The sequence below is a fragment of the Methanogenium cariaci JCM 10550 genome, assembly GCF_001315945.1.
Taxonomy (GTDB): Archaea; Halobacteriota; Methanomicrobia; order Methanomicrobiales; family Methanomicrobiaceae; genus Methanogenium; species Methanogenium cariaci.
The window spans coordinates 1-22,029 of record NZ_BBBG01000017.1 but is presented as its reverse complement, the minus strand read 5'-3'; the positions used below and the strand labels follow the sequence as shown (position 1 = coordinate 22,029).

Genomic DNA, 22,029 nt, shown 5'->3' with positions numbered 1-22,029 from the left:
CACCATATGGATGACCGGAAAGACGATGGATGCCACCTTCCCGACCACACCAGATGCACAGTTCAGAAATAAACAGGGCAATTCAGATGCATTCGTGCTCCGGATGCTCTGTGAAAATCTTGCGGATGCCGGATTTACCGCGAGACTGGTGAATGATACTCCTCCTGCCACGGTCATCTTCAACGCCACACCCACCACACCCGGCACATCATGGCGCTGGGATTTCGGTGACGGCATGAATGCAACCGGACAGCACACCACCCATACGTTTACACATACGGGGGGGACTTATCCCGTCATGGTGTTCGCAGAGACACGGGCCGGGGGGGTAACACAGGGCATCAAAACACTGGAGATCGGGCTGACCGGCAACCAGTCGCAATCCGTTTCCCTGCGTGAACTGCCCCTTCCTACACCCGAATCAACGCTCTCCGTCATCTCCGGCGAACCCATTGAAATAACCGGGACAGCACAGCAGTCCGGTTCATCCGTGGTCAAAATATGGCTGTTCGGGCCGGATACTGCGACCGTTACCGAACAGCAACTACCTTTCGACCGCTCCTACAACTACCTCACCCCCCCCGGGGGAGACGCGTCGATTCAGCGATGCCACGTACGTGATTGTGGTGCAGGAGCCGGGACCGGATGGCCGGTTCGGCGTCACGTATAATGCGACCACCGATGAAGTCGCCTCTTTCTACCGCAATACCAGACTCTTCCAGCTCACCGCGGCCCGGTCGATGGAAATAAACAACTCCGCCGGCACCCTCATACAGGCAATCACCGATCCAATATCCCGTGACCGCTGCACCATCTATCATATCATCGCGGCACCGCCCCAAATTGAGATTGACCCCATAGGAACAGCACGGAAAAATACCCTCCGGATCTCAGGCACCACCAACCTTCCGAAGGGGGGGAGCGTCTCGGCGTACACGTCATGACCACCATAACGCATCCCACGCCGAAAAACTATGACTGGTCGCACGAGAGGGCGGATATGAACACCACCGTCACATGGATTAACGCCACCACACGGGGGGGATTTTCCTGCATGGTCAATGCATCTTTGCTCAGGCCGGGCGAGTACCGCCTCGAGGTCTTCCCCCCTCAGTGAACGCTACGATGTCGAGACCACGCAGATATTCGACCTCCTGCCGGAGCCTTCACCCACCCTCCTGCCCAAAAACCCCCCCATCGACTGGGAAGCACTCCACCTGCCCCCCCGCTTACCGTGAACCAATCGATGAAACCGGTGCTGCTCACGCACGAAATCATGCTGGTAGCGGCAGACGAACAGACGAAAGACTACGAGATCCCCCCCTACGGGTCAGTCATGCTCTTTTCGGTGGATGGGATCGTCCGGGTCTTTGATGAAGAGGGCACGCAGACTGCCGCGTTCTATGATTCCAATGCACTCCGCATCACCCAGGTGCCAAACGGCGCCATGGTGAGTACTGAGGAATATGTGACGACCATCACTCGGGGGGGGAACACCAATTCTCACCAGAATTCATGAGGCGGACAGCCGCTGATCGCACCCAATACTGATCGACAGACATGGACCGTGTTGTTGCGACACCCTACACAAAATCCCGGATCTATTTTTATCTCTTCCATTCCTATCAGGGTCATCGGCCGGAACATAACCGGTATCGTTCACAATGGTGATCGGTGCCTTCTGCCGGAAGAAAGAAAAGAGGAGATGGGACATTGGATTTGAGAATACAAAAGACATATGAGGCCCTTTTCGATCCTGAAAAGATTCGGAAAGTCTTCCGGGAGCCCCTCCCGGCAGGGCCGGATGCAGACGGCGAAACAGCAGTAAGCCATATGGCAAAAGCACTGAAACATACCTTGTCGGATATCGAATCGGGAACCGGACAGCCAAAGCTCAGGACCATCGACACCAGCCTTCCCTACGGGACAGAGAAGAGGCATCCGGGCCATCGGAGAAGGTGAGATACCTCGCTGACGCGTTTGACGAAATTGCCGTAACACACCCGCCTGAGGTAATACCATGACCGATAAAACATACCGGCAGGCAACCCTCTGCGTCCATGCAGGTGCAACACCCGACCCGGTGACCCGGGCACGAACGGTTCCCATCTACCAGACCGCGGCATATGTCTTCAAAGACTCCAGACAGGCAAAGAATCTCTTTGCGCTCAAAGAGACCGGGAACATATACACCCGGCTGAACAACCCGACAACAGCGGTTTTCGAGGAGAGAGTGGCGGCAATTGAAGGAGGAGTCGGATCGCTTGCAACGGCATCAGGGATGGCTGCCATATCAACGGCCATACTCTCGTTCACCGCTCTTGGCGATGAGATCCTCTCAGGAGACAAACTCTACGGGGGGGAACGCATGAACTCTTCAGCCAGACCTTCCCGAAACTCGGGAGAACGGTCTCGTTTGCCGATGCAAACGACCCATCTGCATTTGAAAACAAGATAACCGAAAAGACCCGTGGCATCTTTGTCGAGTCCATCGGAAACCCCGGGCTGGACATCCCGGACTTTGATAGACTCTCCCAAATCGCCCACGAAAACCGGATACCCTTCATCGTCGACAACACCGTGGGTGTCGGCCTGACCCGGCCGATTGACTTCGGTGCCGACATCGTCGTCCACTCCGCAACGAAGTATATCGGCGGCCACGGCAATTCAATGGGGGGGGTGTAATCACGGACGCCGGAACATTCGACTGGGATTCCGGTACATTCCCTGAGATCACCGAACCGGACGAGAGCTACGGCGGGATATGCTATCCCAAACAGTTCGGGAATGCGGCATTCATCGTAAAGGCGAGGGCGCAGTTCATGCGAGATATGGGGCCGTGCATATCGCCGTTCAATTCATTCATGCTCCTGACCGGGCTTGAAACCCTGCCGCTTAGAATCAGAAAGCACTCTGAAAACGCCCAAATTGTTGCAGAATTCCTGACGGATCACCCCAAAATTGAATGGGTTTCGTATCCCGGTCTTTCATCCCATCCATCGCATGACCGGGCGAAACGATATCTCACCGGAGGGTTCGGCCGATTGTCGGGGGGGTGGGCATGAAAGGCGGGATGAAACCTGCCTCCCGGCTGACCGAGGAGGTGAAGCTCTTTTCCCATCTGGCAAACATCGGGGGGGACACCAGAAGCCTGATCGTGCACCCGGCATCGACAACCCATGCACAGCTCCCGGAAACAGAGAGAGAAGCTGCGGGAGTCCGGGACAACTTCGTGCGACTCGCCATCGGCATCGAAGACCCTGACGATCTGATTGAAGATCTCAGTGAAGCGCTGAAGAGAATCTGAAGATGAAAAATAGGAAAGGGACGGTCAGGGCAATTCAGGAGGGGGGGACATTCTCATACGCCGAAGACTTTGTTACCGAAAGCGGCAGGGTGCTGCCGGGCATTGATATTGCCTACGAAATATACGGCCGGATGAACGCCGACAAGAGCAACGCAATACTCATATGCCATCCCCCCCTGACCGCAGACGCCCATGCGGCCGGATGGCATGAGGGGGGACCGGAAACCGGGCTGGTGGGATATTGCAATCGGGCCGGGGGAAAGCGTTTGACACGGACCAGTTCTGTGTCATCTCCTCAAACGTGCTGGGGGGGGATGCAGTGGTTCGACAGGCCCTGCATCGATACACCCGACAACGGGCAGACCGTGGGCAACAGACTTTCCCATCGTGACGATCGGGGGGGACATGGTCAGGGCACAGAAGCTGCTCATTGATGATCTCGGCATAACCCGCCTCTTTGCCGTTGCCGGAGGTTCGATGGGCGGGATGCAGGTCTTACAGTGGGCGGTCTCATACCCGGAGATGGTCAGAAGGGTGGTCGCAATTGCAACGACCGCGTCCTCAGGCCCGCAACAGATTGCCTTCAACGCGATCGGCAGAAGGGCGGTTACCGATGATCCCGAGTGGAAAGACGGCCATTACTACGGGGTTGCCTTCCCGAAAAAGGGCCTCTCGCTTGCACGGATGATCGGCCATACCACATACCTGAGTTCTGAATCGATGTATGAAAAGTTCGGGAGGGATACCCTGCTTGCACAGAAAGACGAACCCGATCTGTCCCCCCCGGACTTTCAGGTGGAAAGCTATCTCGATTATCAGGGCGGTTCGTTTACCGGGAGATTTGATGCAAACGCATACCTCTACATCACAAAGGCCGTGGATCTCTTCGACCTCTCCACAAACAACACGCTCTCAGAGGGGGCTCTCACCGGTCAGGGCGAAATGTCTGGTCATATCAATCACGTCCGACTGGCTTTACCCGCCGTCTGAATCAAAGGAGATTGTATCAGCACTGCTCGAAAACGGAGTAGAAGCGGAGTATGCAGAAATCAGATCCCATTACGGCCATGACGCCTTTCTGATTGAAGGTGGCCAGTTGAACTACATCATCGGCCGGTTCCTCTCCCGGATCTGCTCGAAGGATGTGATGTATACTCCGGTCGTCACCATCGAAAAAAACGCAACGATTGAAGCGGCATCGGCAGTACTCATCAGAAGAGGGATCAATCACCTGCCGGTAACGGATGCATCGGGGAGACTTTCAGGGATTGTCACATCATGGGACATTGCAAAGGCCGTTGCCTGCCGCCTTGAGAGGCTTGAGGAGATCATTACAACGGATGTGGTCTGCACGGCGCCGGAAGAGTCGATAGAGCAGGCAACGGAGAAGATGACGAAAAACTCCATATCGGCACTCCCGGTGGTGGACGCGGACAACAGTTCTTGGGATCATCACCAGCGAAGGGCTGAGCAGACTGTTGGGGGGGAGATATTAGCGTTTTCGTTTACGCAGACAGGCATGAGTGGGAATAGGATACCGGTAACCCATCTACCGTAAAGAGAGATCGTTACCCTCTTTCGAAGTGTTCACCTCCCCCCCCGGCCCTCCGCCATACTGAAAGAAAGATGCCGGATGACAGGAGGGCGCCCGGCGCTGCAAAGCCGGGCGTCTCCTGAGAGGGAGGCGGCGAGCCCCCCCGGGTATGTATGTGAAGAGCCGGATATCTCCCCCCCCTCTTCCCAGACAATGTAATCTCCGGATATGGCAGGACGGCCCTGGCTGTGGTAGCGGGACGGATATACGAGCATCTCCTTTTCCCCGGTGAGGTTGAAGAGGTGGAGGTCATTATCCGGGATATCGCTGCCCCCCGGAAGGCAGCATCGCTCCACACCACCCGGTCACCAGAAAGAGCAGCCCCCCCATCTTCCATGAAGTGCCGCCGGAGACCACCCGATCTGTCCCACTGGTGAGATTCGAGAGACGCAGTTCACCGGATGTAGTGTCAGTCCAGAGAACCTGATCCCGGAAGATATCAGATACGGTTTGATCACCGGTATCCGTTGTGAACACAGTCTCCTCACCGGTTGAGATGGTATAGATATAGATATCGGCATTTCCGTTGCGCATATCCGTCCAGACAATCCGATCACCCAGATGCGGGGGGGGCCCGCTGGTCATGCGGTGCTGTGCAGACTACAGTTTCCTCCCCGGTGGGGGGGATATGATAGAGATAGATGTCCCTGCTGCTATAGCCTTCCTTCTCCCGGGAATCCTGCCAAACCACATAATCACCGGATATCTGCGGGTTTTCCGGTCTGGCAGCTTCGGATGATATGTTCCGGAGTTCTTTGGTGGAAATTGTATAGAGATACACGGCCTGCACATCCCGCGGCGAACCGGCACTGCGTTTGTCTGTCCAGACGATGTAGTCCCCCCCTGAGATCTGCGGGCCCTCTCGCCGGTCTGTGATATATACCGGGATTTCGGTCTGCTCTCCGGTTGTGATGGTATAGACCACGATTAGAGGATTCTCTTCACTGACATGATTCCAGACGATGGTGTTTCCGTCGATTGCCGGGTTTTCCTGGGCATCAAGATCATCGGTGAGGGTGAGAATCGTGCCCGGTGCCGCATCAAAGGATGATAGTCCGGCACCGGTTGCCGCAGTCATGCAGGCAAAGGGAATCAGGATCAGAAGGGTAAGCCACTTCAGGGTTCCTACAGGTAGCCCATATACCACGCTGCCGTTCATTCTGTGTCAGTTATCATTTTTTAGACCAAAAAGATATGGGATAATAAAATTCATCGGTGGGGTTGCTCACCCCCCCACCCATTCCTCCTGACGGTTCAGAATCCGGAGATGGGCATATGCAGATCCTTTCCGGGTGGGGGTAAAATTCACGGCATATTCTCCAAAGGTCGGATGGATTACCGAAATGTTTTTGATCATTTTACTCCCGACACCAACACAAATATGGCATTCTTCAGGAGGATGTTTCCCACCCTCCGGCTGAAGGAGCAGAACGACATACCCTTCCTTTCCCTCGCCGGAAATATAGGTATCGTAGGAATCGACATACCGTGTAATTCTCACCCTTCTGTTGTATTCTGCCAAACCACCGGTATGCCATTCAGATATTAAGGATTCAGGACGGGATTCCATCTCACCTCCGGGATAACTGCTGTATTTTTCTGTAACCACCCACTCCTGAGGGATGGAAAACTCCACGCCCCCCCGAAGTCTTTTGGAGATATCCAAATGCGGGCGGTGATGATCACCTGACGGGTTACGTCACTCATCCCTGCAAACATCGCCCCCCCCTGTACCAGTGATCCGGATGTATTGTCATGGAGGTCGAAATGCGTGATATCGACCATCTTTTCTTCGGTATCTATATCCGGGAATAACTGATGAAAAGGGATGAACCTTAAGAGTGACAGAAGGAGCAGTGCGCCGATGAGCAGAAGGGTATAATAGGTGTATTTCTCCATTTCTATCACATAATTCAGGGCCGGTTCCCATTTTGCATCATTCCTGTTGCATCAGGACAATTCCGGTGCTCCCGTCAGTCCAACTCCGGGAGGAGGAGCAAACGTACACCCATGATTCAGAACTTTCAGGAATCTGCCTGAAATAAAAAACACCCCCCCCACCTCAATTAAGTGTATCGCCGACCTGCAACATCCCTGTTGCCGGTCTCAATACGGACTCCTGTCGGGTGCACTGTTTACCATCTCCTCACCGCACACGCCGCGATCACCAGCCCGCCGATGAGGATTCCAATTCCAAAGCCGGGTGTCTTCACCCCCTCACTGTCAGTAGTGTTTTCGGGACTGGCTGCCGGGGGGGTTGTGGGAAGTGATTCCGGTGCATCCGGGCCGGGCCGCATCGGCGGGGGGGCCAGGGGGGGCTGACTGCACCCATGCATAATAATGCACGGTACCCCCCTGCCGGAGGGATGTGCTGAATACTCACGGTATGACTTGTCCACCCGTCCGGTTCAACAACCCGGTACTCGGTGAAGGCAGGTTCGCTCAGATTCACCTCAACCTGAGTGTCCCGTCTGCAATCTCACCCATATACGTCCGGTCAAAGTAGACGGAGGACCCTTCTCTGCTTTTGCTTTCATGCACCACATACCATCCCAAGTCACCACCGTCCCATTCGGGTTCAGGTTGTTCTGTCTGCACGTACCAGGGATGGAGATCAATTGTTTCTCCCGGTGCGGGAACCGAATTGATATAGCCGGTGAAGGTCGCATGCCCCTCTTTTGTGATGGAATACCTGCGGTATGGCAGTGCTGTCAGGTTCACCGGGACAACGAGTTCACTATCACTGATAGTGCCTTTATACTCGTCATCAAAATAGACTTCTGCACTGTCATACGTATACCAGTGGACGATGTAGTATCCTGGTTCAGTCCCTGTCTGGCAGTTCGCACCAACGAGAGGAAGACCACTCAGAAGTACGAAAAGAACAAGACAAACGGCATATCTCTTCATGGAATTGTTCATAACAACTGTCTACGCCCCCCCGTGTTCAGACAGAATATTATTCCAACGTTCTGTTTTTTCCCGGACGTCAGAGATGAAATCTGATTGCCGCACCGATAAGGATAACGGTGAAAAAAAGATCCCATCCGGGATGCATGGTCGGTGAGCCAGCCGACTGTCCATAACGAGATGGATGACCTTTACTCTGTGGTTTCAGGCTGATCCGGGAAAAACCGTATATAGCACCAATGCAGTATGCTCTGCCAGACCAGAGGAGATGATAAAGATGGGTATGCTTTCACCCTTGCTTGCCGTACGGGACATGAAGAACACGATTGCATTCTACACCACCATGCTCGGATTTGAGACGGAAATGGTATTTCCCAACGCCGAAAATCCTGAGTATGCCGACCTGTCAAAGGACGGCATGGTGTTGATGGTGATACCGGCGAAGGATCACGGTACCGACACGGAGGAACCGTTCGGCATTGGCGTAACGCTGTATCTGAACATTGACGGAGATATCAATGACTACTACCGGGAACTAAAGCAGAACAATGTCCGTTTCACACAGGATATCAAAGACGAATCCTATGGTGTCAGGAATTTTACCGTTGAAGACCCGGATGGATACCGGCTTGCATTCACCGAGGTCACCTCCCGACAATGCCTGAGCTGCGGCATGCCAATACACAGACCCGATGAGTGGGGGCGGCGGGAATCCGGCGAACCCCCCCTATTGTGTGCGCTGCACCGAAACAGACGGCAGCCTGAAGAGCTTTGATGACGTGCGTGAGAACATGGCCGCATTTCTGATGCAGATACAGGATCTGAGCCGGGATATGGCAGAGGAAAAGGCAGATACCTATCTTTCCGGGATGCCGGCATGGGTGGAGTAGACTGCGGGATGACGGGTACGATTTGATAAATGATCGTTGAGGAGAGAACCGCCCGTTGCTGCGGGCCACGGTTCTTGTTACGTTGGGAACCAAAAATCCTCATCGGGTTAAACAATGCTTAAATAACCTCCAAAATGACCAAACCTCCAAAAAACCGCACCCACACAGAAGCCCTGAGTGGCCCTTTCTCAGTTGAGACAACCCATACGTCCTCTCCAAAATTACAATCAATCGCGACCCCCCCTTATTAATCTGCAATCAACCGATATTTCAGCAAATAAAATGCATTACAGGCGTATTTTTCAGCAATAAATATGAGCAAAAAATACGTCCGATTTACCCTCAGATTCATTAAAACATGAGGTCAAAGAGGGTCAAAAAAGGGAAAAAAGGGGGACTCAGTGCAGTCCCCCCGTTTCCGGTATTGATCCGACCAGTTTGCATTTCAACACACGCAGTCTTTCGCTTCGCAGCAATTCTCCAGGGTCGTTAATTCAAATGGTTTTTTCTTATGAGGGGGGGTCCGAAATCAAACGTATCAGCACTTGAGATATATTTTGAGCACAAAAAGCACATTTTCATCTCTGTTACATTCATCAACTGCGGTGGTCATTTTAGAATCTGAATTATTTGCTGCATATGATGTGCTGATTATTGCGGATTTTGTTCTTTTAATGGGGATTCCGGAATCCGTGATCCTGTTGAATTCTTCGGATATATTTTCTCTTGATATATATGTCGCCAATATAATGTCTCCGTCAATCGCTTTTTCGGGTTCAACAATTGTGTATAACCAGGGTAAAGCCGGGTTTCCGATCTCCACGAGGCTGTCATTCTGTAAATCAGCTTTGTATCCTTCAAAGTGGTCTTTATCTGATTTGAGATAGGAGTTTACATAAACTGGTTCGTCTCTTATCTTCCAGGGACTGTTTTCCCCCCAAAATATTTCTCAGCGGTGGCATTTATGACCGAATCTGACGTATTGCCATCAAATATGATCTCAGGAACCCACAGCATTTTATCAAGCATTTCAGTCTTTTCTTCTGTCAGGGAATTTAATTCACTTACATTTACGGTTTGATTATCTGACGGAAATTTTTCAGTATCCTGATTATTGTTTTCAACACATCCGGGAATAACTCCGGATAAAAAAATAAAAATAAGGACTAAAAATATGAGTTTTTTCTTCATTTATCTCACCGATTGATGCGTATGTTAATTCAAATATGGATATTGTTGCTTGTTAATTAACCAATATATACTTTCGATATTTATAGAACCCGTGCAACATTTTTTCTGTGTGCTACGTGCATGACTCTTGACTTCATGTAATTAATATCTTATGAGCCAATCGTTTACCCGTCATACAACGGATGGGAATCAAAACAATCCGGCCCACCCACGTTCCAGACATCCGAACCCGTGGGGGGGAAAAATACTCAACAACTCGTTTGATCCACTACAGACGCCAACGTACCAAACAGGCACACCGGCCCAATGATAAAAATTGATAAGAACAGATATTCTGTTCTCAGGTCAGGGTAACAGAGATAATCTCTGCAGACTCAACACCCTCAAGGCCACGAAGGGTTTCCTCGGCCTCTTCGGTGCTCCCTTCAGCGTCCGGGACAACGATTGCAGCTTTCAGGCTGGAGAGGCCAAAGCCAATAGGCTCGACAACCAGATCCTGTGTTCCGGGAAGCTTTTCCTTGATTAACGCCTGCAGTGCCACGAGGTCGACGTCGGGTGACGCGGGCATAATCTTGATGATGACTGCTACGTCTCCCATATTTCAGGGCCCCCCCATGAATCCGCATTTCTTGCATTCGTATGGAATACTCTGGTGCCGGCAGTCATGGCACCGGTATATGGTTTCCCCCCCACACTTGGGGGGGCAGGGGGGGAACTTTGTCCAGCCCTCTGATGCGAGCGGGACATTACAGGAAGTACACTTCTCTATTGCCATAGTTAACTCATTAATTCGGCATCAAAACTATTAAAGATGTGGATAAGAATAGGTGCCGGGGGGGGCCTGCCGCCCTCAAGGAAGCTGCGGATGCGATCCGGCTTGCGGCCGTTCACGATGGCCCACCGGACACCGGATGCACGGGCAAAGGACAAAAATATCGGGTCCACCACATCGGTCCCCCCCATTGTTGACACCTCCATTTCCCCCCCGGAAACTGATTCGCACAGTACTCCCTCACAGCAGATTCCATCCACTGACTTCAAAAGCAGAAGCGGGGGGGCATCCCGTGCCGTTGCCACCCATGCGGCAATGGTGTCAGAGGTCACATCCCAGGAATGCGGCAGCGGGTCTGCCTGTCGCATCACCCGGTAGGGCAACAGCACCGAGACACCCACTACCGGATCATGCAACCCTTCCACCGGCGTTGCCCCGGCAGCCACCCAGAGCCAGGCCATCTCTTCCATTGCACAGATGGCCATCCAGTGCGCCGGAGTGTCTTCAGCACCACTGTCCCTGACCGCATCGGCAAAGCGGCCGCCGCCCGGCACGACCAGCAGGTCCCGGCCGGATGCTACAAGAAGTGCACATAGTGCCGGAATCTCTGTTGTCAGGCTGCCGCCCGCTTTAACGACCAGAAGGTCTTCGCTTTTTTCTGCTGCCATATCCATCGGTATATCTCATACATCATCACCATTCCGGGACATAAGCCGTTCGCCAAAAGACCGGAACGGATATGATCCGCAAAGAGTATCTCTCCCCCCCCTGCGCATCTCTCAGATATGCGCACGCTCTCTGTTGCACTCATGCTCTGCCTCCTCTGCTGCGGCACGGTGACCGCGGCATTCACCATCACCGAGGTCTGCCCGGATACCTGGTACAAGGGAGAGGCCGACGAATACCTCGTCATCACCGGCACGGGCCGTCTCACCGGTGTCTCGATATCAGACGGGGGGGGGCAGTGCCCGGTTTCCGGACGGCGACCGGGCCACCGGGAGAACGGTCATAGCCCAGCGGGCAAAAGCCTATCGCACGGTGCACGGCAACTACCCGGACTATGAATGGTATGACTCCACACCCGATGTGCCGGACATGATCCGCACCGGCACGCTGAAACTGGCAAACAAAGGCGACGAAGTCATTCTCCGGGAGGACGGGCAGGAGACCAGTTGCATCACCTGGCCAAAGGATGTCGTCTGCCGCGAGGGCAGGTACATTTCTATGAAGACGAGGTCTGGGACCCCCCCCGCCCCCCCTGATGATCGGCCAGTCCCGGTTTTCCCCCCCATCTCCTTCAGTGGCGTCTCCGGGACGGCATTCACGGCACCGGATGCATCACAGGAGATGATCCGGAAGGCCATCAACCTTGCAGACACAGAACTGCTCATCAACGTCTATGAGTTCGCCGATCCGACCATCGCCATGGACGTTGCCGCCGCACGGAACAACGGCACCAGTATCACCATCCTCCTTGAGGGCGGGCCGGTCGGCGGCATCAGCACCGAGGAGGAGGGCGTGGTCGCATACCTCCGCGACAACGGTGCCGCAGTATACACGATGGAGACAACAGACAATGCCCATGCCCGCTACCGCTATGACCACGCCAAGTATATCATTGCCGACCGCAAGGTCGTGCTGGTAACATCGGAAAACTTCAAAGAGAGCGGATTTCCGGAGAAAGGCAAAGCAGGAAACCGGGGGGGGTGGGGGGCGTACTTATCACCGACCCGCGGGTGGCAGACTACTTTGCAGACGTCTTTGAGACCGACATGGCCGGGGGTGATATCATACCGTTTCCCGGCACCGGCGACCTGCCGGAAAAGACAACCGGAGACTCATACAAACCGACATTCGGCACCCGTTCCTTTGACAATGCCCGCGTGACTCCGGTCCTTGCTCCGGACACCGCATCTCTCATACCGGCACTCATCGAAACGGCGGAGCGTTCGGTCGACATACAGCAGGCATATATCAGCAACTGGACAAAGGGCGCTCCCAATCCCTACCTTGAAGCAACAATGGACGCCGCCCGGAGGGGGGGAGTTTCCGTGCGAATCATTCTCGACAGCTACTGGTTCAATACGGAAGGAAAGAACGACAACGATGAGATGATCGCACACATCAACGCCGTTGCCGCAGCAGAGAACCTGCCCATGGAGGCACGCCTTGCCCGCATCGGTTCCGGATACCCGGACAAGGTACACAACAAGGGCGTCATCGTGGACGGTGACATGGTGCTCATATCATCGGTGAACTGGAACGAGAACTCCCCCCCCTCCTTTAACCGTGAGGCAGGGGGGGTCATCGTCGAAAGTCCGGAGGCAGGTGCCTACTTCAGTGCAGTATTTTCAAAAGACTGGGAGGACGCCCGACCGCTACGGGATGACATGACAGCAGAAACGGATGACACCTCTCTCCGGCAGGCGATTGCAGCGGGGGGGGTCGTCCTGCTCCTCATCATCGGCTACGGTATCCGGCGCCGCCTGCGATAAACACGAATATTAACATCAGGGCAGAACAGAAGAGATACTATGAACCCCCCCCACCGTGAAGACGCCGTCACCGGTGCAGACCTCGTGATTGGTGTCATCGCCGTCATCGGTATTGTGATCCTGATCCATTTCCTGCTTGGATCACCCCTGACCACGGACCACGATAAGGGCATCATCCCGAAGTTCGTTGAGGCATCCGCCGATGCACTCATCACTGACGGGGGGGATGTCTACGGGTTTGCCGACAATGGCGGACCATATGAGGGCGTCACCGTGGCCGAAGGCCCCCCCACCCATCCGGATATGATGGGTGCAGTCTCGCTCTCCCTGCGTCTGATGGGAGGCGAGATGGGAGGGGGGGTTGACATGGAGACCGCAGATGTCAGGATATCCGCACCAGAGCACGTCGAGGCACTCCGCTACTCCGGCAACATGCCGCTGGAGCGCCCGAACTGGACGGTGGCATCCCGGAGCCATGTCAATCCGGGAGAACAGGCGGACAACGACCTCATCATCGAGCCCGGTGAAATATTCACCATTCTCCTCTATCCTGCAGAAGGTCTGTCCCCGGAGACGGTCTTCTCCATTGAGATTCAGACCGGGAAGGGGGGGATGCCCTTCATCATCACCCGGAGAGTGCCCGGAGCATCAGAACCGTGATGGACTTAAACGCTCTCTGATTTCCATTTTTTTCTGCAACCGGATCCACAAAATCACTACCGGTCTGACTCACAGAGATACTGGTGACGAGAAACGATCAACGCGTAAAAAAGAGATGAGGATCAGGATTGAATATTTGTTACAGAATACGGTCGGGGGGGCCAGGTATCATACCCAGCTGCCATCGACTGAAGAACAAACGCTGCAAACTCCTCCGCCTCTTTCGGGTGGGTGGCTGTCGTCGGCACGGTGATGCCATACACGATGGGCCGCCCGGTCCGTTCACTGCCGATTGAACTGAACCGCTGGTAGCAGAGGCTCACGTTGATGTCGTCGTAGAGGTCCGCATATGCCGGTGAACTAAGATCGATTTCCGGCGGCAGGGAAAGGGCATGCAGCCTGTGCTCCTCTGCCACACTCCGGTATTCAAAGGCATAATCGATGCCGCCTGCCTCCAGAAGGGAGAGCAGATGCACACTGCCGTCCCGGATGACAAGCCCTGGCCCGGACGTCTTCATCATCTCCGGGAGGATGACCTCAGCTGCGCTGCCGTTGCGCACCACTACCGGTTCCTGCGCAAGATTGCGGGTAACAATCGTGTCAAAGAGTCCCTCGGTGCCATAGTGATTCTCCGCGAGAAGCAGCACCATCAGACCGCGGTAACCCGCTGCGTCGAGCATCGGGTTTGATATGCCCGTCCGGACATCCGGGCGGCAAAGAATTTCCATCCAATTCTCTTCAGTGATCTCATCGTTGTAGCGGCTCAGGTTGGTGTAGGTAATGACCATCTCATTGCGGGCCAGAGGCGTGTACGACACCGCATAGGTTTCGTTCCCGTCCTCACGGGGGGGGATGTACATCATGTCGGGAATCAGCGACTCGTCTGCGACAATGACCACGTCAAAGTCCCGATGCAGGTCAGTCACCTGCCGGATACACTGGATACTGCCGTGCCCCCCCTCGCTCCGGATATCAATATCCGGGTGCAGGGCTTCGTACTCGGCCTCCATCGTCTCCATCGGGCCCAAGAGACTGCCCGCTGGAACCACATTGACGACCGTCTTCTCCGTTGCGTCACTGCACCCCGCCACAATGGACATGACCAGCAGAGAACAACAGATGAGCAAAAAAAGAAGGGGGGGAGATGTCCGGGAACTACTTGATTTCAATGGTATCCACCCATTTCACCCAGGAACTGCCTTCGGTGATCACGTCAGGCGTATCGGTTGCGATCACCATGCGGTAGGGGGGGCCGCCATCATTGTAGGTCAGGGGGGGCAGACCATCCTGCTCGTACATGATGATCACAGTCAGGGGGGGCGGTGCCGAAATTTCTTTGAGGCCGTCATCGAGGGTGATGAACCCCCCACCCTGCACCTGTTCATAGTCAAAGACCCAGAGGTAGCCGTCCGGCGCCGAGATCCAGGTCAGGTTCTCCGGCCCGAAGTCCCCCCTCCAAGAGCGATGAGGTCGGTGAGGCGCACACCCTTCACCTCATAGGGGGCCGTATTTGATTCCCACGGTGGAGACACCATACCCGTACCCTTCAAAGGCGGGCATCGCCGTGATCGCGTCCCAGTCCAAAACCATCTCGGAATCCCCCCCGTTTATGATCGTAATATTCCCCCCCGGCAGGGGGGGTTCCGGAACGGCCACGGTCGTCTCAGCCGTCCCCCCCGTGCAGCCGCATACGCAGGCGGCGGCCAGAAGGCAGAGACCAAGCACCAAAATCAGCTGCTTCATCATAACCTCCGGCGCAGCGGCACCAGGGCAAGGGCAAATCCTGCAGCGATGAGCGCCAGCGGAGCGGGTGTAGGTGTGGTGTCCGGCATTGCAGCGCCGGTTTCTCCGGCTTCAGCCTGCAGGGACTTGACCGGTGCGGAGGTTTCCCCGGTAAACCCGCCTTCATAGATACGTATTTCATCCACATGCTTCACGGTGTAGCCGTTGTTCGATGGCATCAGATCAAAGAAGTGCTGCACCGATCCAGGCATTGTCTCATGCATATCCCAGTTTCCATAGATATGCTTCCCCCCCTCTGCATTGGTGGAGGTGTCTGCAAAGAAGATGAGGCGCATGCCGCTGTAGTAGTCCTCCGGCGGATACCCGACACCGGCCCGTTCTCCGGAGACAGCGTCTTCACCATTGTACCAGGTAACGACCATCGGTCTGACGGGGGGGTCGGGGGGGTACAGACGTTTTCATACGGGAACTCCACATGGTAGCCATCTCCGGCCTTCACCATGATCTCATCCCCCCCGGTGCAGCACCGCCGACCAGCTCGCAGAGGTCGGCGATATCGGTGCCCATCACTGCCCCATGGTCCTTGAAGTTTGTCGTCTCATTGCGGTCCCAGGCCACCTCCTTATCGTCGGAGAAGACCGGACCCTGGTGGTAGTAATGGGTGACGCCATCGCCCTGCACCGGCAGGTTCGCCTGCATCCAGAGATAGTCCACCGTCTTCTCGGCAATGACGTCACCGGTATCTGCCGCAATCTTGGTCACGGTGATGTTTGTCGTCGGTCCCGCGGCAGCCCCCCCTGCACAGAGGAGAAGTGCTGCCACAATCACTGCCACGGTGAGGCGGCAGAGAATCTTTGGCCCGGAAGGGCCGTTCTGTTTTGCATACATGGGAATCATACTCGTGTTCATGTTTTTTATCCCGGTCAATCTGTTTTAAACCGGAATTCATACGTCACCACGGTGTCCGGGAGGACGGTGGCTTCGCGGATCAGGGTCTCATCCTCTGATGAGAGACCGATTGCATAGGTGCCTATCGGAAGGCCGGAGATCGTCGCGGGGGGGGTCACCAGACCGGTGTAGCGATCATAGAGGTAGATTTTTGCACCCGCGGGCTCTGATGTCACGCATATCTCGCCGTTTGAATACGACGAGAGGGTAAACCCTGCCTCCGCATCGGGAGTGCCGGGAGATCATTCACGGATACCACCCGTGCCATCGGCTGATAACCCGGCAGGGAACAGGCGACCCGGTGGTGACCGGTGGAGAGTCCGGAGATTTCAGACGGCGTGATCTCTCCTGTTCTTCTGCCGTCGATAAAGATCTCCGCACCTGCCGGGTCGGATGTGACCACAACAGTGCAGGGCCCGGACGCGGCCGGGACAAGGGAGAGCGTCCCGGCATCACGCTGGTAGTTCAGGGGGGATACGTCTGATATCCGGCATCCGAAGTGACGGCAACGAATGAATCGGCATCCATGATCGTCACCTCTGCAGGTGTTGTCTGCTCCGGGAGTTTTCCGTTCACGGTAAACATTACCGGTTCATCCGTGCCGCTCGTTACCTGTATGGTCGCCTCGGGGAGACTGCCTGATAAGTCAAAGAAGATAGAACCAAGGGCCCCCCCGGATAGACCCAGGCCGTATCAGATCGTGAGTCATCGGTAAGTACAGATGAGACACCGATGCGATGGTTGCCCTCCTTGAGCCCGGCGAATAGGGCGGGGGTCTTTTGCCCGGTCGATTTGCCGTCCAGACTGATCCACGCTCCTGACGGCACAGACTCCACCAGTATCCCCCCCCGGTCATCACCGGCGAGCTGCTCTCCTCTGCAGGTGTTGCCGTCATCTCCGGGGCCGGGGTGTCGGGGAGGGGTGTTGCATCCGGCAGACTGCCTGCCACTGGGAAGGAGGTGCCATTCCCGGGTGCGGACATTTCCGATGCAGATGAAGAGAAGAGGGCAGCAAAGAACCGGGATATGCCTGCGAAGATGCCGCCATCGGCATCGGCATCAGCGTCACCGGGCGCATCTGCTGCATCCGGAACAGCACCGGACGGTGCTGCCACGGTCGCAACCGCTACTCTCACCACACATCCGGGAGAAGCGCCCGCTGCGGTGACGGTGTATACACCATCACCCAGCGGCAGGGGGGGCAGTGTCATGCACAACAGGCCCGGCACAGGAAGAGAGACCTCTGCTGTCAGCGGCATCCCGTTCACCGAGATCGCCGGGGCATCTGTCTTCTCTTCCCCCCCTCCGCTACAGATCAGCGTGAGTGTCCGGGTGCCGTTTACCGGCAGAGTATCTGCAGGAATAGTAAGAAAATCTCCTTCTGCCGGGACACATCCCTCATACACCGCATACGAGAACTCTTCCGGGCCAGGGCGGGCAGAAAGGGATACTGCTGCACAGAGAGAAAAAACCGCATCCGTTCCTCCTGCACCACTGACCGAGATTGCCCGTGATACGGACGGGAAGAGAGCACAGGTCTGGTCAACGGTACCCGCAGGGCCGGGGGGGGCATTGGCAAGGTGCCGGGGAATCAGGCCCGTTCCCCCCCCGGCCGACAGGGCGGGTTGTGGTTCTGCAGGAAGACCTGAGGTGGTGTTATAACCATGGGAAAAGAGCAGATATGACGTGATCTCCTTTCCGTCTGCATCAGGCAGGTCTACCCGGGCCACACCCCCCCTTTGGCAATAAATCCGGGATATCCCAGTGCCGCTGTCACCATCAGGGAACCGGGAAGGAGACCATGGGGCCGCAGAGAGCACAGGGATATCATCCTCACTGCAGAGGGGGGGCACAAGAACCCCCCATTCCGCACGGTTTTCACCCTCTTTCGTGATGTGTACCGGAATTTCAAGTGGCACATAGCCTTCCATGGTGAGCGTCAGGGTATGGTTTCCGGTGATGAGTGTCAGGGGGGGTTCGGCACCCGCTGCGGTCCCGCTGTCTACTCCGTCCACGGCAACAGCAGCACCCGCGGGATGAGATATGACTGTGCAGGAGGAGAGGATGGGGGTCAGGGAAAAGGAGACCGTGGCATTGGATCCATCTTCCACACTGGCCCATTCTTCGGCTGGGATCTTGTATCCCTCACGCTGCACCGTGACACCGCAATACCCCTCCGGTATATCCGGAATGGAGACATTGGTCACAAACTCAGTCAGGGCACCGTCAATCACTACCGCAGCATCCGTTGGAACAGAGTGCACGGTCAGGGTCCCGGTGGCAGGTGTCCATATATCCGCTCCGTCGTCACTCCCGCCGGACGGGATCACCGGGGGGGGTTGTCCGCCGCCTGATTCATAGATCTCGATGCGGGAAACCGACTGTACGGAAAGCCCGGTGGTGGTGGGCAGGTTCGGCTGGAAGAAGTGCCAGTATTCCTCAGGAAGTGCGGACTGCATATCACTGTTGCCGAAGATATGCTCGCCCCCCCACGGGTTCACCGAGGTATCGGCAAAGAAAATGAGCCGCATCCCATCATAGTATCCGGCACCCGCCTTCTGCCCGTCCCGTTCCCAGGTAAGTACCATCGGGCCTGCCGGGAGGGCGGGGTATAGACATTCGCATAGGGAAACGACTTCCGGAACCCATCACCGGAGCGGATGAGAATCACATCTCCCCCCCGGTGGGCACCGCCTACCTGGTCACAGAGGTCAACCACATTCGTGCCCCCCCGGAGAGCACCCATGTCCTTATTTGGATAACAGTTGATGTCCTCATCCGGGTTCCAGGGATCCTCGGATTCATCAAAGACCGGGCCCTGCAGATAATAATGAGTTGTACCATCTCCCATTACCGGGAGATTCTTTTCCATCCACGCAATGGTGAACGACTCTTCACATGCCGGTTCACTACTCCCGGGGGCATAGCGTGCCACAGTGACAATCTCTGTTGTGGCCATAACGGGGGGGAGGATGACAAGCCCGATAAGAAAAATACACAGTAAACTAAAACGGCAGATACGGGAAACCACAAAAACACCTGATTTGGAGAAATCTGTATCCGGGGGGGTTTAAAAGAATTGTGAATTGTTACTCCAAAATCAATCAAATTTAATTAATCAACCTGATAAACATATCCTCTCACCATGTGTTTACCGCCATATTTACAAGAGCAGAAGGCAACATTCAGATAGTATGCTCCATCCGCAGGAACGGACCGCCCTCCTCCTCATCGCAGGAATTCTCATACTGCTTGCGGGGGGGATCTCATTTCTAATTGAATCCACAGGAAAGGAACCGTTTGCAACACCCTTCTCGGATACCCTGAAGGACGGCCACCTTGCCGTGCTCACCGGCACCGTAACTGCCGCGGCCAATACCCGGACGGGCGGCCACCTCATCCTCACCGTAAACAATACCTCCGTCTTTGTGCCGGACGGTGCCCTGGCTGACCCGGAAACTGTTGTAGGAGAGACGGTCAGTGTGACCGGCACCGTTCAGACATACCAAGAAAAAAAGAGATAGTCGTTGAATGTCCAAAAGACATTACCATCCAACCGCAATAAATCCGGCACGTGTTACCGGAATATGTTTGCGTCATTTTGTTCTTTAATCGAGAGACGATCAAATGGCATCCCTTTTTTCGTCTTTGCTTCCGGATTCTGGTTCCGTTCAACAGGGGGGGCAGACCGTTTCTCTGGTTGAACGGAACTGCCAGACCCCTCATCAACACGGGCCTTTGTATCGTTGGGCCGCTTTCCCTCGACACCAAGACCCTCATCAAGATCAGATTTTATAAAGCGTTCCCGTGCCATACGGAAAACGTCGACCCGTAAGTTATTAATGTTACTACCTTTGGCACAGGGTCATATGGTGAATACGCACGGGATCGGAAAGAAACCCGCAAAAATATAAAATGGTAAAAAAAGATGCTCTCTTTTTCAGGGACCAAGCACGGGTTCCAGTGCCCATATCGGGATATCCGGGCCGATACCAAGGGCCCAGGTGATGATGGTAAACATCATCACGGTCAGGATACCGATACCGATGAAGTTGAGCACCCATCCGGAACGCATCATATCCTGCATGGTGATGTAGCCGGAACCGTAGGCCACCGCATTCGGTGGGGGGGTCGCCACCGGCAGCATAAATGCCATCGAAGCGGCAAAAGTTGCGGTAAGCATCAGTATCCACGGATGAATACCCATCGAAAGGGAGGTCACCGCCATGATGGGAATCATCACCGATGCCATCGCGGTATTAGACGTCACCTCGGTCAAAAAGGAGACGATGATTGCCACCGCAACCACTGCCACTACAATCGGGAGACCATGGAATATCGTGAAGGTGTTGATGATTTCCTGTGCAAGGCCCGATGCGATGAACGCCTTTGAGAGAGCAATACCTCCGCCGAAGAGGATGAGAATTCCCCAGGGGGGGATCTTCTTTGCCCACTCCCAGTTCATCGTATAGACGCCCTCTTTCCGGTCAACCGGCAGCAGGAAGAGCAAAAGAGCCCCCCCTGCGATTGCAATGGTGGAATCATGCACCACGGCATATACGTATTGATACCGGGGGGGATGATGAGTCCACCAATGTCCTTCTCAGAACGCATAATCCAGGCAACCGCGGTCAGTACAAAGACCATCAGGGTCCAGCGTTCCCCCTTGCTCATCGGACCCAGCTCTGATATCCGCTGCTGGATGATATTATGCCCGTGGGAGATCTTCTTCGGCATATGCCGATAGGCCCGTAGGTAAGCCACAGCCAGGCAATCGGAAGGAAGACGATGGCGAGCGGCAGCCCGAACTTCATCCAGGTAAAGAAATCTATTGTTGGAGCAGTCGGGAATATTGTCTCCATCTGTGCGAGGAATATGCCGTTTGGCGGCGTGCCGATGATTGTCGCAAGTCCGCCGATACTGGTGCATAGGCGATGGAGATGACAATACATTCTGCAAAGTCACGTTGTGATTTGTCCATCTCTGCCAGTTTCAGGTCATTTCTCGGCAGGATCGTGGCGATGATGGCGATGGCAATGGGGACCATCATCATCGCGGTCGCCGTATTGGATATCCACATCGAAAGAAATGCGGTTGCGACCATAAACCCGAAGATCAGCATGCGTGAATTTGAACCCGCCTTGTTAAGAATCGCAAGGGCAATCCGTTCATGCAGACCCCAGCGCTGCATGGACATCGCAATGATGAATCCCCCCCCATGAAAAGGAAGATGACCTTGTCAGCATATGGGGCCGTCGCCTCAGTGGCAGTCAGCACACCCAGGGTGGGAAATAACACGATGGGCAGCAGAGCAGTCGCCTGAATAGGGATTGCTTCGGTGATCCACCAGATCACCATAAGCATAGTAGACGCGGCGGTCGCCTGCACCGGGAAAAAGGCGGGGGGGTCCATGGGCCAGAGAAGGATAATAAAGAATACCAGAACCCCGACGATTTTTCCGATTGTCTTCTTCATACCTGAGATTGTTCGTTCGTATGATATAATTACATATCTTTTTTT

At 54.9% G+C, this 22,029-nt stretch carries 38 protein-coding genes and 2 pseudogenes; 16 read left to right on the top strand and 24 right to left on the bottom strand.

The window, feature by feature from the left end; genetic code table 11:
• Positions 1–10: 10 nt before the first annotated feature.
• From JCM10550_RS12430 to JCM10550_RS23265, 9 genes and pseudogenes are all read left to right on the top strand, one after another.
• Positions 11–670: a PKD domain-containing protein gene (locus tag JCM10550_RS12430; protein ID WP_062399570.1), complete on the top strand. Its 660-nt coding sequence runs from the start codon at positions 11–13 to the stop codon at positions 668–670.
• Positions 627–944, top strand: a complete 318-nt coding sequence (locus JCM10550_RS12425) for a hypothetical protein (protein ID WP_157200250.1) — start codon at positions 627–629, stop codon at positions 942–944. The genes JCM10550_RS12430 and JCM10550_RS12425 overlap by 44 nt, the downstream gene beginning before the upstream one ends.
• Positions 941–1,117 (top strand): hypothetical protein, encoded by a 177-nt coding sequence (locus JCM10550_RS19010; protein WP_157200249.1) that lies wholly within the window; start codon positions 941–943, stop codon positions 1,115–1,117. The genes JCM10550_RS12425 and JCM10550_RS19010 overlap by 4 nt, the downstream gene beginning before the upstream one ends.
• A gap of 129 nt (positions 1,118–1,246) precedes the next feature.
• Positions 1,247–1,519 (top strand): hypothetical protein, encoded by a 273-nt coding sequence (locus JCM10550_RS12420; protein WP_157200248.1) that lies wholly within the window; start codon positions 1,247–1,249, stop codon positions 1,517–1,519.
• Between the two features lie 200 nt (positions 1,520–1,719).
• Positions 1,720–1,962, top strand: a complete 243-nt coding sequence (locus JCM10550_RS12415; RefSeq protein ID WP_157200247.1) for a hypothetical protein — start codon at positions 1,720–1,722, stop codon at positions 1,960–1,962.
• 58 nt (positions 1,963–2,020) lie between these two features.
• Positions 2,021–3,307: pseudogene (locus JCM10550_RS12410) on the top strand (O-acetylhomoserine aminocarboxypropyltransferase/cysteine synthase).
• A 2-nt stretch (positions 3,308–3,309) separates the two neighbouring features.
• Entirely contained in the window at positions 3,310–3,741 is a 432-nt protein-coding gene (locus JCM10550_RS23275; RefSeq protein ID WP_245619169.1) for a hypothetical protein, read from the top strand.
• Positions 3,650–4,297 (top strand): alpha/beta fold hydrolase family protein, encoded by a 648-nt coding sequence (locus tag JCM10550_RS23270; protein ID WP_245619180.1) that lies wholly within the window; start codon positions 3,650–3,652, stop codon positions 4,295–4,297. The genes JCM10550_RS23275 and JCM10550_RS23270 overlap by 92 nt, the downstream gene beginning before the upstream one ends.
• A 106-nt stretch (positions 4,298–4,403) precedes the next feature.
• Positions 4,404–4,865, top strand: coding sequence for a CBS domain-containing protein (locus tag JCM10550_RS23265; protein ID WP_245619167.1), 462 nt, complete (start codon positions 4,404–4,406; stop codon positions 4,863–4,865).
• Positions 4,866–4,894: 29 nt separating this feature from the next.
• Here the strand turns inward: JCM10550_RS23265 and JCM10550_RS12400 are convergent, their stop codons facing one another.
• The 7 genes from JCM10550_RS12400 to JCM10550_RS12370 all read right to left on the bottom strand — a co-directional run bounded on the left by JCM10550_RS12400 (position 4,895) and on the right by JCM10550_RS12370 (position 7,823).
• Positions 4,895–5,197 carry a hypothetical protein gene (locus JCM10550_RS12400; RefSeq protein ID WP_062399562.1) on the bottom strand — a complete coding sequence of 101 codons (303 nt, stop codon included), beginning with the start codon at positions 5,195–5,197 and terminating at the stop codon, positions 4,895–4,897.
• Positions 5,154–5,486 (bottom strand): hypothetical protein, encoded by a 333-nt coding sequence (locus JCM10550_RS12395; RefSeq protein ID WP_062399560.1) that lies wholly within the window; start codon positions 5,484–5,486, stop codon positions 5,154–5,156. Before JCM10550_RS12395 ends, JCM10550_RS12400 begins: the two co-directional genes overlap by 44 nt.
• Positions 5,455–6,060, bottom strand: coding sequence for a hypothetical protein (locus JCM10550_RS12390; protein WP_062399558.1), 606 nt, complete (start codon positions 6,058–6,060; stop codon positions 5,455–5,457). The genes JCM10550_RS12395 and JCM10550_RS12390 overlap by 32 nt, the downstream gene beginning before the upstream one ends.
• Before the next feature lie 66 nt (positions 6,061–6,126).
• Positions 6,127–6,402 carry a hypothetical protein gene (locus tag JCM10550_RS12385; RefSeq protein ID WP_157200245.1) on the bottom strand — a complete coding sequence of 92 codons (276 nt, stop codon included), beginning with the start codon at positions 6,400–6,402 and terminating at the stop codon, positions 6,127–6,129.
• 44 nt (positions 6,403–6,446) lie between these two features.
• Positions 6,447–6,809, bottom strand: a complete 363-nt coding sequence (locus JCM10550_RS12380; protein WP_062399554.1) for a hypothetical protein — start codon at positions 6,807–6,809, stop codon at positions 6,447–6,449.
• A gap of 227 nt (positions 6,810–7,036) precedes the next feature.
• Positions 7,037–7,300, bottom strand: coding sequence for a hypothetical protein (locus JCM10550_RS12375; RefSeq protein ID WP_062399552.1), 264 nt, complete (start codon positions 7,298–7,300; stop codon positions 7,037–7,039).
• Positions 7,301–7,349: 49 nt separating this feature from the next.
• On the bottom strand, positions 7,350–7,823 hold the full coding sequence (locus tag JCM10550_RS12370; protein ID WP_062399550.1) for a hypothetical protein: 474 nt from the start codon (positions 7,821–7,823) through the stop codon (positions 7,350–7,352).
• A gap of 256 nt (positions 7,824–8,079) precedes the next feature.
• On the opposite strand from JCM10550_RS12370, the gene JCM10550_RS12365 reads away from it, so the two are divergent.
• On the top strand, positions 8,080–8,586 hold the full coding sequence (locus JCM10550_RS12365) for a glyoxalase superfamily protein (protein WP_172673895.1): 507 nt from the start codon (positions 8,080–8,082) through the stop codon (positions 8,584–8,586).
• On the top strand, positions 8,546–8,701 hold the full coding sequence (locus tag JCM10550_RS20735) for a hypothetical protein (RefSeq protein WP_157200244.1): 156 nt from the start codon (positions 8,546–8,548) through the stop codon (positions 8,699–8,701). Before JCM10550_RS12365 ends, JCM10550_RS20735 begins: the two co-directional genes overlap by 41 nt.
• A 538-nt stretch (positions 8,702–9,239) precedes the next feature.
• Here the strand turns inward: JCM10550_RS20735 and JCM10550_RS12360 are convergent.
• The 6 genes from JCM10550_RS12360 to JCM10550_RS19000 all read right to left on the bottom strand — a co-directional run bounded on the left by JCM10550_RS12360 (position 9,240) and on the right by JCM10550_RS19000 (position 11,457).
• Entirely contained in the window at positions 9,240–9,524 is a 285-nt protein-coding gene (locus tag JCM10550_RS12360; RefSeq protein WP_062399545.1) for a hypothetical protein, read from the bottom strand.
• An 89-nt stretch (positions 9,525–9,613) separates the two neighbouring features.
• Complete coding sequence (locus tag JCM10550_RS12355; protein ID WP_062399543.1) at positions 9,614–9,892, bottom strand: hypothetical protein; 279 nt, start codon at positions 9,890–9,892, stop codon at positions 9,614–9,616.
• A 340-nt stretch (positions 9,893–10,232) separates the two neighbouring features.
• Positions 10,233–10,490, bottom strand: a complete 258-nt coding sequence (locus JCM10550_RS12350; protein ID WP_062399541.1) for an elongation factor 1-beta — start codon at positions 10,488–10,490, stop codon at positions 10,233–10,235.
• A 3-nt stretch (positions 10,491–10,493) separates the two neighbouring features.
• Positions 10,494–10,667, bottom strand: a complete 174-nt coding sequence (locus tag JCM10550_RS17395) for a zinc finger domain-containing protein (RefSeq protein ID WP_083475504.1) — start codon at positions 10,665–10,667, stop codon at positions 10,494–10,496.
• A gap of 2 nt (positions 10,668–10,669) precedes the next feature.
• Positions 10,670–11,332 carry a hypothetical protein gene (locus JCM10550_RS12345; RefSeq protein ID WP_062399539.1) on the bottom strand — a complete coding sequence of 221 codons (663 nt, stop codon included), beginning with the start codon at positions 11,330–11,332 and terminating at the stop codon, positions 10,670–10,672.
• Positions 11,278–11,457 carry a hypothetical protein gene (locus tag JCM10550_RS19000; RefSeq protein ID WP_157200242.1) on the bottom strand — a complete coding sequence of 60 codons (180 nt, stop codon included), beginning with the start codon at positions 11,455–11,457 and terminating at the stop codon, positions 11,278–11,280. The genes JCM10550_RS12345 and JCM10550_RS19000 overlap by 55 nt, the downstream gene beginning before the upstream one ends.
• On the opposite strand from JCM10550_RS19000, the gene JCM10550_RS18995 reads away from it, so the two are divergent.
• Genes JCM10550_RS18995 through JCM10550_RS12325 form a run of 4 tightly spaced genes read left to right on the top strand, consistent with a single transcriptional unit; the run spans position 11,450 to position 13,819 of the window.
• Positions 11,450–11,728 (top strand): hypothetical protein, encoded by a 279-nt coding sequence (locus JCM10550_RS18995; protein ID WP_157200241.1) that lies wholly within the window; start codon positions 11,450–11,452, stop codon positions 11,726–11,728. The genes JCM10550_RS19000 and JCM10550_RS18995 overlap by 8 nt on opposite strands.
• A complete protein-coding gene (locus tag JCM10550_RS12335; protein ID WP_157200240.1) occupies positions 11,703–12,551 on the top strand; it encodes a phospholipase D-like domain-containing protein in 849 nt (282 codons plus the stop codon). Before JCM10550_RS18995 ends, JCM10550_RS12335 begins: the two co-directional genes overlap by 26 nt.
• Positions 12,548–13,159 carry a phospholipase D-like domain-containing protein gene (locus JCM10550_RS12330; protein ID WP_062399533.1) on the top strand — a complete coding sequence of 204 codons (612 nt, stop codon included), beginning with the start codon at positions 12,548–12,550 and terminating at the stop codon, positions 13,157–13,159. The genes JCM10550_RS12335 and JCM10550_RS12330 overlap by 4 nt, the downstream gene beginning before the upstream one ends.
• Before the next feature lie 39 nt (positions 13,160–13,198).
• Positions 13,199–13,819 carry a hypothetical protein gene (locus JCM10550_RS12325; RefSeq protein WP_062399531.1) on the top strand — a complete coding sequence of 207 codons (621 nt, stop codon included), beginning with the start codon at positions 13,199–13,201 and terminating at the stop codon, positions 13,817–13,819.
• A 122-nt stretch (positions 13,820–13,941) separates the two neighbouring features.
• Here the strand turns inward: JCM10550_RS12325 and wtpA are convergent, their stop codons facing one another.
• From wtpA to JCM10550_RS18990, 9 genes are all read right to left on the bottom strand, one after another.
• The gene (wtpA, locus tag JCM10550_RS12320; RefSeq protein ID WP_062399631.1) at positions 13,942–14,919 is read right to left on the bottom strand and encodes a tungstate ABC transporter substrate-binding protein WtpA; all 978 of its coding nucleotides are present in this window, start codon (positions 14,917–14,919) and stop codon (positions 13,942–13,944) included.
• A 55-nt stretch (positions 14,920–14,974) separates the two neighbouring features.
• Positions 14,975–15,196 carry a hypothetical protein gene (locus JCM10550_RS12315; RefSeq protein ID WP_062399530.1) on the bottom strand — a complete coding sequence of 74 codons (222 nt, stop codon included), beginning with the start codon at positions 15,194–15,196 and terminating at the stop codon, positions 14,975–14,977.
• Between the two features lie 117 nt (positions 15,197–15,313).
• Entirely contained in the window at positions 15,314–15,565 is a 252-nt protein-coding gene (locus JCM10550_RS12310; RefSeq protein WP_062399528.1) for a hypothetical protein, read from the bottom strand.
• On the bottom strand, positions 15,562–15,984 hold the full coding sequence (locus tag JCM10550_RS23260) for a hypothetical protein (RefSeq protein WP_062399526.1): 423 nt from the start codon (positions 15,982–15,984) through the stop codon (positions 15,562–15,564). The genes JCM10550_RS12310 and JCM10550_RS23260 overlap by 4 nt, the downstream gene beginning before the upstream one ends.
• A gap of 73 nt (positions 15,985–16,057) precedes the next feature.
• Positions 16,058–16,471, bottom strand: coding sequence for a hypothetical protein (locus JCM10550_RS23255; protein ID WP_245619165.1), 414 nt, complete (start codon positions 16,469–16,471; stop codon positions 16,058–16,060).
• Positions 16,472–16,485: 14 nt separating this feature from the next.
• The gene (locus JCM10550_RS12295) at positions 16,486–16,686 is read right to left on the bottom strand and encodes a PEGA domain-containing protein (protein ID WP_062399522.1); all 201 of its coding nucleotides are present in this window, start codon (positions 16,684–16,686) and stop codon (positions 16,486–16,488) included.
• Positions 16,683–16,913 carry a PEGA domain-containing protein gene (locus tag JCM10550_RS12290; protein WP_062399520.1) on the bottom strand — a complete coding sequence of 77 codons (231 nt, stop codon included), beginning with the start codon at positions 16,911–16,913 and terminating at the stop codon, positions 16,683–16,685. Before JCM10550_RS12290 ends, JCM10550_RS12295 begins: the two co-directional genes overlap by 4 nt.
• A 243-nt stretch (positions 16,914–17,156) precedes the next feature.
• A complete protein-coding gene (locus JCM10550_RS12285) occupies positions 17,157–19,097 on the bottom strand; it encodes a PEGA domain-containing protein (protein WP_083475500.1) in 1,941 nt (646 codons plus the stop codon).
• A complete protein-coding gene (locus JCM10550_RS18990) occupies positions 19,007–19,540 on the bottom strand; it encodes a hypothetical protein (protein ID WP_062399516.1) in 534 nt (177 codons plus the stop codon). The genes JCM10550_RS12285 and JCM10550_RS18990 overlap by 91 nt, the downstream gene beginning before the upstream one ends.
• A gap of 163 nt (positions 19,541–19,703) precedes the next feature.
• Between JCM10550_RS18990 and JCM10550_RS12275 the strand changes: the two genes are divergently transcribed.
• Positions 19,704–20,033, top strand: a complete 330-nt coding sequence (locus tag JCM10550_RS12275; protein WP_062399515.1) for a hypothetical protein — start codon at positions 19,704–19,706, stop codon at positions 20,031–20,033.
• A 53-nt stretch (positions 20,034–20,086) separates the two neighbouring features.
• On the opposite strand, the gene JCM10550_RS12270 is transcribed toward JCM10550_RS12275, so the two are convergent.
• Together JCM10550_RS12270 and JCM10550_RS25180 are read right to left on the bottom strand one after the other, a co-directional pair.
• Complete coding sequence (locus JCM10550_RS12270) at positions 20,087–20,323, bottom strand: hypothetical protein (protein WP_062399513.1); 237 nt, start codon at positions 20,321–20,323, stop codon at positions 20,087–20,089.
• Positions 20,324–20,449: 126 nt separating this feature from the next.
• A pseudogene (locus JCM10550_RS25180) lies at positions 20,450–21,984 on the bottom strand (SLC13 family permease).
• Positions 21,985–22,029: the final 45 nt, after the last annotated feature.

What these genes read in the sequence shown, in the direction of transcription:
- JCM10550_RS12430 (WP_062399570.1), top strand. Translation starts at nt 11, where the DNA reads ATGACCGGAAAGACGATGGATGCCACCTTCCCGACCACACCAGATGCA.
- JCM10550_RS19010 (WP_157200249.1), top strand. Translation starts at nt 941, where the DNA reads ATGACCACCATAACGCATCCCACGCCGAAAAACTATGACTGGTCGCAC.
- JCM10550_RS12420 (WP_157200248.1), top strand. Translation starts at nt 1,247, where the DNA reads ATGAAACCGGTGCTGCTCACGCACGAAATCATGCTGGTAGCGGCAGAC.
- JCM10550_RS23275 (WP_245619169.1), top strand. Translation starts at nt 3,310, where the DNA reads ATGAAAAATAGGAAAGGGACGGTCAGGGCAATTCAGGAGGGGGGGACA.
- JCM10550_RS12395 (WP_062399560.1), bottom strand. Translation starts at nt 5,486, where the DNA reads ATGACCAGCGGGCCCCCCCCGCATCTGGGTGATCGGATTGTCTGGACG.
- JCM10550_RS12390 (WP_062399558.1), bottom strand. Translation starts at nt 6,060, where the DNA reads ATGAACGGCAGCGTGGTATATGGGCTACCTGTAGGAACCCTGAAGTGG.
- JCM10550_RS12370 (WP_062399550.1), bottom strand. Translation starts at nt 7,823, where the DNA reads ATGAACAATTCCATGAAGAGATATGCCGTTTGTCTTGTTCTTTTCGTA.
- JCM10550_RS12365 (WP_172673895.1), top strand. Translation starts at nt 8,080, where the DNA reads ATGATAAAGATGGGTATGCTTTCACCCTTGCTTGCCGTACGGGACATG.
- JCM10550_RS12355 (WP_062399543.1), bottom strand. Translation starts at nt 9,892, where the DNA reads ATGAAGAAAAAACTCATATTTTTAGTCCTTATTTTTATTTTTTTATCC.
- JCM10550_RS12350 (WP_062399541.1), bottom strand. Translation starts at nt 10,490, where the DNA reads ATGGGAGACGTAGCAGTCATCATCAAGATTATGCCCGCGTCACCCGAC.
- JCM10550_RS17395 (WP_083475504.1), bottom strand. Translation starts at nt 10,667, where the DNA reads ATGGCAATAGAGAAGTGTACTTCCTGTAATGTCCCGCTCGCATCAGAG.
- JCM10550_RS12345 (WP_062399539.1), bottom strand. Translation starts at nt 11,332, where the DNA reads ATGGCAGCAGAAAAAAGCGAAGACCTTCTGGTCGTTAAAGCGGGCGGC.
- JCM10550_RS18995 (WP_157200241.1), top strand. Translation starts at nt 11,450, where the DNA reads ATGCGCACGCTCTCTGTTGCACTCATGCTCTGCCTCCTCTGCTGCGGC.
- JCM10550_RS12325 (WP_062399531.1), top strand. Translation starts at nt 13,199, where the DNA reads ATGAACCCCCCCCACCGTGAAGACGCCGTCACCGGTGCAGACCTCGTG.
- wtpA (WP_062399631.1), bottom strand. Translation starts at nt 14,919, where the DNA reads ATGTCCATTGTGGCGGGGTGCAGTGACGCAACGGAGAAGACGGTCGTC.
- JCM10550_RS12310 (WP_062399528.1), bottom strand. Translation starts at nt 15,565, where the DNA reads ATGATGAAGCAGCTGATTTTGGTGCTTGGTCTCTGCCTTCTGGCCGCC.
- JCM10550_RS23260 (WP_062399526.1), bottom strand. Translation starts at nt 15,984, where the DNA reads ATGGTCGTTACCTGGTACAATGGTGAAGACGCTGTCTCCGGAGAACGG.
- JCM10550_RS23255 (WP_245619165.1), bottom strand. Translation starts at nt 16,471, where the DNA reads ATGAACACGAGTATGATTCCCATGTATGCAAAACAGAACGGCCCTTCC.
- JCM10550_RS12285 (WP_083475500.1), bottom strand. Translation starts at nt 19,097, where the DNA reads ATGGTACTTACCTGGGAACGGGACGGGCAGAAGGCGGGTGCCGGATAC.
- JCM10550_RS12275 (WP_062399515.1), top strand. Translation starts at nt 19,704, where the DNA reads ATGCTCCATCCGCAGGAACGGACCGCCCTCCTCCTCATCGCAGGAATT.
- JCM10550_RS12270 (WP_062399513.1), bottom strand. Translation starts at nt 20,323, where the DNA reads ATGGCACGGGAACGCTTTATAAAATCTGATCTTGATGAGGGTCTTGGT.